At 33.6% G+C, this 4,324-nt stretch carries 6 protein-coding genes and 1 pseudogene; 6 read left to right on the top strand and 1 reads right to left on the bottom strand.

Annotation, left to right across the window (positions count from 1 at the left end; translation table 11 throughout):
* The first annotated feature begins 104 nt into the window (after positions 1–104).
* The 6 genes and pseudogenes from A9G45_RS14090 (at position 105) to A9G45_RS05015 (ending at position 3,322) form a co-directional block, all read left to right on the top strand.
* A complete protein-coding gene (locus tag A9G45_RS14090) occupies positions 105–476 on the top strand; it encodes an IS3 family transposase (protein WP_141673616.1) in 372 nt (123 codons plus the stop codon).
* Positions 434–928, top strand: a complete 495-nt coding sequence (locus A9G45_RS05035) for an integrase core domain-containing protein (protein WP_141673615.1) — start codon at positions 434–436, stop codon at positions 926–928. The genes A9G45_RS14090 and A9G45_RS05035 overlap by 43 nt, the downstream gene beginning before the upstream one ends.
* Before the next feature lie 323 nt (positions 929–1,251).
* Positions 1,252–1,578 carry a hypothetical protein gene (locus A9G45_RS05030; RefSeq protein ID WP_065567038.1) on the top strand — a complete coding sequence of 109 codons (327 nt, stop codon included), beginning with the start codon at positions 1,252–1,254 and terminating at the stop codon, positions 1,576–1,578.
* Between the two features lie 209 nt (positions 1,579–1,787).
* Positions 1,788–2,222, top strand: coding sequence for a hypothetical protein (locus A9G45_RS05025; RefSeq protein WP_065572374.1), 435 nt, complete (start codon positions 1,788–1,790; stop codon positions 2,220–2,222).
* A 68-nt stretch (positions 2,223–2,290) separates the two neighbouring features.
* Positions 2,291–2,531, top strand: a pseudogene (locus tag A9G45_RS14945) (RHS repeat-associated core domain-containing protein); the annotation flags it as partial.
* A 356-nt stretch (positions 2,532–2,887) separates the two neighbouring features.
* Positions 2,888–3,322 (top strand): hypothetical protein, encoded by a 435-nt coding sequence (locus tag A9G45_RS05015; RefSeq protein ID WP_065567235.1) that lies wholly within the window; start codon positions 2,888–2,890, stop codon positions 3,320–3,322.
* A gap of 434 nt (positions 3,323–3,756) precedes the next feature.
* Here the strand turns inward: A9G45_RS05015 and A9G45_RS05010 are convergent.
* On the bottom strand, positions 3,757–4,324 hold a 568-nt coding region (locus A9G45_RS05010), incomplete at its 5' end, for an IS3 family transposase (protein ID WP_065572373.1).

Genomic DNA, 4,324 nt, shown 5'->3' with positions numbered 1-4,324 from the left:
AAACGTCTAAAAGAACTCGAAGCGGAAAACCGCAAGCTTAAGCAGATGTTTGCCGAACTGAGCTTAAAATCCCAGCTTCAGGAAGAAATCATAAAAAAGCTTTAGTGCCCACAAAGGTACGTAAAACGTGGGCGCAGCAACTACAAAAAAATCATTCAGTCACTATTACGATGAGTTGTGCCATTGTTGGTTTAAGCCGTTGTGCTTACTATTACCAACCTAAGTTTCAGGATGATTCCGTGATTATTTCGGTGTTGAATACTGTCACAGACCGGCATTTACGCTGGGGCTTTCCTAAATGTTTTAATCGTATCAGAAAGCTCGGCTATCAATGGAATCATAAACGGGTATATCGGGTGTATTGTGAATTAAAGCTTAATTTCAGGGTAAAGCGTAAAAAACGTATCCCCCACGAACACAAGAAAAGCTATTGGTGCCTAATAAACAAGGTGAATGTTGGTCACTGGATTTTATGAGTGACAGTAGCCGTAATCAACGTCGCTTTAGGACATTCAATGCCATCGATGACTTTAATCGTGAGGCGTTAGGTATTGATATTGCAGTAAGCTTACCAGCAGGAAGGATTACCCGTTACTTAGATAAACTGGCTGAATATCATGGATATCCATTAAAAATGCGGGTCGATAATGGGCCAGAATTTACAGGGAAAGCCTTTATAAACTGGGCTAAATTACATGGTATAACCATTGATTATATCCAGCCCGGTAGCCCATATCAAAATGGCTATATTGAACGATTTAACCGTACCTATCGCACTGAGGTACTTGATTTATATCTATTTAATAATCTAGAACAAGCAAGAAAGGTAACCGAAGAATGGCTAACCATTTATAACACCGAAAGACCGCATGAGGCATTAAATAACATGACACCGATTGAGTATAAAACACTAAAACAAGCAGCATGATTTTCTACGTGAGTTGTGTACTAAGTTTGGGGTATTTACAGTATTCACTATACGGATTCGATTGGCCTAGAAAACATCATGCGAATAGGTGTCTTAGAATCTTATGTAAAAGTAAAGTTTATATCACAGATATTTTAATGAGCCCGAAAGATGTAATGACTAATATTATTAGAATATATTTATAAAGGAAAGTTAACACTAAATGAGGTATTATATTCTGGTAAGAATCCATATTCTTTTTTGTCAAGTTTAGGTTATGAAACCAGATTAAAACTGACAAACAATCAAATTAATTCTAGTGTAAAAACAAAAGGTTGATAATAATGGATATTGAAAAAATAGAATTAACTAGAAGTGAAGTAAATGCTTTAACCAAAGCAATTCTTTATTTAAAATTCGATTGTGAGGAAACAGACTCGTTATTTTATTGTAGCAGCCCCATTATTAATTCAATTTTTGAAAAATTGATAAAAATGTATGGGAATCAAAAAGATTGGAACAGAATTTTTTCAAATATTCCTGAAATGAATAAGAGTGTTGCTATTGATAAAATAGCTAATTATGAAAAACAAAACAATAGATATTTTGATGAGAAAACAAAAAATGAAATATTAGAAAAATATCTTTTCCCCTATAAATTAGACAAATAAAATTATTAATAGAGCCATGTTTCACATGGCAGGTATTATCAATATAAAAATGCACAAGGACATAAACGTGTCACAGTAGAATAAACAAATGATCCAATAGCTAAATGCGGACCAATCAAAACGTAGTGCTAATTCAATTACCTATGACTTCGAACAAGAACGATATCAAAAAATTATTGATTCGCTAACCAATGATCATCACATATATTATGAATAATAAACTTGAAAAAAAATTACTTTATAAAAAAGCAGAAGAATATGTTAGTCAATTAGAAGGAATTGAATCATTTACAATTTCGTCTGTTAATAATGAAGATTTTATTTGGTATAAAGAACAGCTTAAAATTTTTTTCAAGATTGATCAAATTGATAGCGAAATCAGGCTAGAGCACCCGATTAGCCAAAAAAAATTAATTGAAATTATAAATAACACTTTAAATAATAATTTTTTTAAATGCATCCAACTATTTGAAGAAAAAATTGCGATACACTTAAATATTAATCATCTTGATAATTTTTTAAATAGTATATTTAAATACAACCAATCTTTTGATTTATCATTATTGTTTTTACAACCTGAAAGAATATTGGTTATTAATGATGATGAATATGAAATATATCTTCATTATCGTATAAACAATTAGAGATATGCAATCAGGGCTAAAAGGAAAAATTTACCTATGTAAATGGCGCAGTATTGTGAGCATACCGCTATCAGCTCTGGGGAAAACGGATTCCAAAAATCGAACACATCCCGATACAACAAAACCTTAGATATCAGGGACAGTATTTAGACAGAGAAACTGGACTACATTACAATACTTTCTGATACTATAACTCGGATATAGGTCACTTTACCTAGCTAGCCCCCGATTGACCAGCTGGGTGACTTTAACCTGTATCAGTATGCACCTAATGAGTTGACTTGGGTCGATCCATTAGGATTGACTGTACCGGGAAAATGCAACCATGTCATTTCGATAATGTAAGGATTAAAAGATTTTATTTAGATATATCTATAAATGGAAGAAAAACTACGGAAGCTAAATTAGGTTTAGATAAAGCTGACAATCTTATCTGGGAGCGGTTTAGTAACATGAAAGGTATTAGTAAAAAATCCATAACCCAAGCGAACAAGCATATAGACGGTTTGATAAACAATAAAAAATTATGGGGAAAACTAAAACTCAAGTATCTCATGCCATAGAAGAATTTAAAAAGATATTAAATGACTCAAATAGTAATAAAAAGTCAATTGAATTGGCCGAGCGGGGTGTGGTTAAATTTTCAAAAATGCAGGAGAAAATTAATGGACTTAACTGATTTTCTGAGAACAGGAATATATTTGGAATTAAAAGTAGGCTTATCAGAAAAAGAAATATATTCTATTTTGCAAAAAAAAGATTTGGGTAAAAAATATTACTTTGATAAATTGAACAAAAGTGAAGGTTTTTCTTATTTTTATGATTCACTGGAAATAATGGTAGTTGATTCCAAGATACATTCCTTAGGATTTGATGTAGCTCGTCATCCAATTACTTTATTAAATAATGTAATTATATATTCTGAAACAAGTTTTGAACTTATTATGAAATATCTCGATATTGCTGATATAAACTGGTCTTTTGAAAAAAAATATTGTTATAGTCGTGAATTAACGATCAAAACAGAAGGAAATGTTTTAATTGGTTGTGTATATGATAAAGGCAATTATTGGCTATCAAAATTCAAAACATTCAAGTAGATTATTCATCTTTTTTATTCACAGCCAGATGGGTGCACCATCAACAGCCTGTATTACGGTTCCGACAACCTGCACTGCGAAGTATTACGCCACAAGAGCGGCTGAACACCACATTCAAATATGACTGCAACACAAACCAACCCTGCCCAGTATCTTAACAGAACGCAGCTACCAGTACGATCGCCTCGACCGATTGATAAGCACAGAATACAGCAACCACAACCTGATTCTCCTGCATTTCAGAGGATATCACTACGACGGCCTGAAACGCCGTATCGAAAAACATCAGCTAGGCAGCGCAGACAACCCTACAACAGTACCCGCATCCTGTAGAATACCTTAAAAATGATTCAGAAAACTAACCCGAATCAGTACAACAGCCTGTATATCCATATGTAAATACCCCAAACTTAGTACACAACTCACGTAGAAAATCATGCTGCTTGTTTTAGTGTTTTATACTCAATCGGTGTCATGTTATTTAATGCCTCATGCGGTCTTTCGATGTTATAAACCGTTAACCATTCTTCAGTTATTCTCCTTGCTTGCGCTAAGTTGTTAAAAAGATATAAATCGAGTACTTCAGTACGATAGGTACGATTAAATCGTTCAATATAGCCATTTTGATAAGGGCTACTGGGCTGGATATAATCAATGGTTATACCATGTAATTTAGCCCAGTTGGTAAAGGTTTTTCCTGTAAATTCTGGTCCATTATCGACCCGTATTTTTAATGGATACCCATGATATTCGGCCAGTTTATCTAAGTAACGGGTAATCCTTCCTGCTGGTAAGCTTACTGCAATATCAATACCTAACGCCTCACGATTAAAGTCATCGATGACATTGAATGTCCTAAAGCGACGTTGATTACGACTACTGTCACTCATAAAATCCATTGACCAACATTCACCTTGTTTATTGGGGACTAATAACCTTTCCGGGCATCGTGGAGGAATGCGTTTTTTACGCTTTACCCTGAGATTAAGCTTTAATTCACAA

The organism is Gilliamella sp. HK2, from assembly GCF_001690265.1.
GTDB lineage: Bacteria > Pseudomonadota > Gammaproteobacteria > Enterobacterales > Orbaceae > Gilliamella > Gilliamella apicola_C.
Note: the sequence above shows the minus strand (reverse complement) of the source record. Positions and strands in the feature narration are given on the sequence as shown.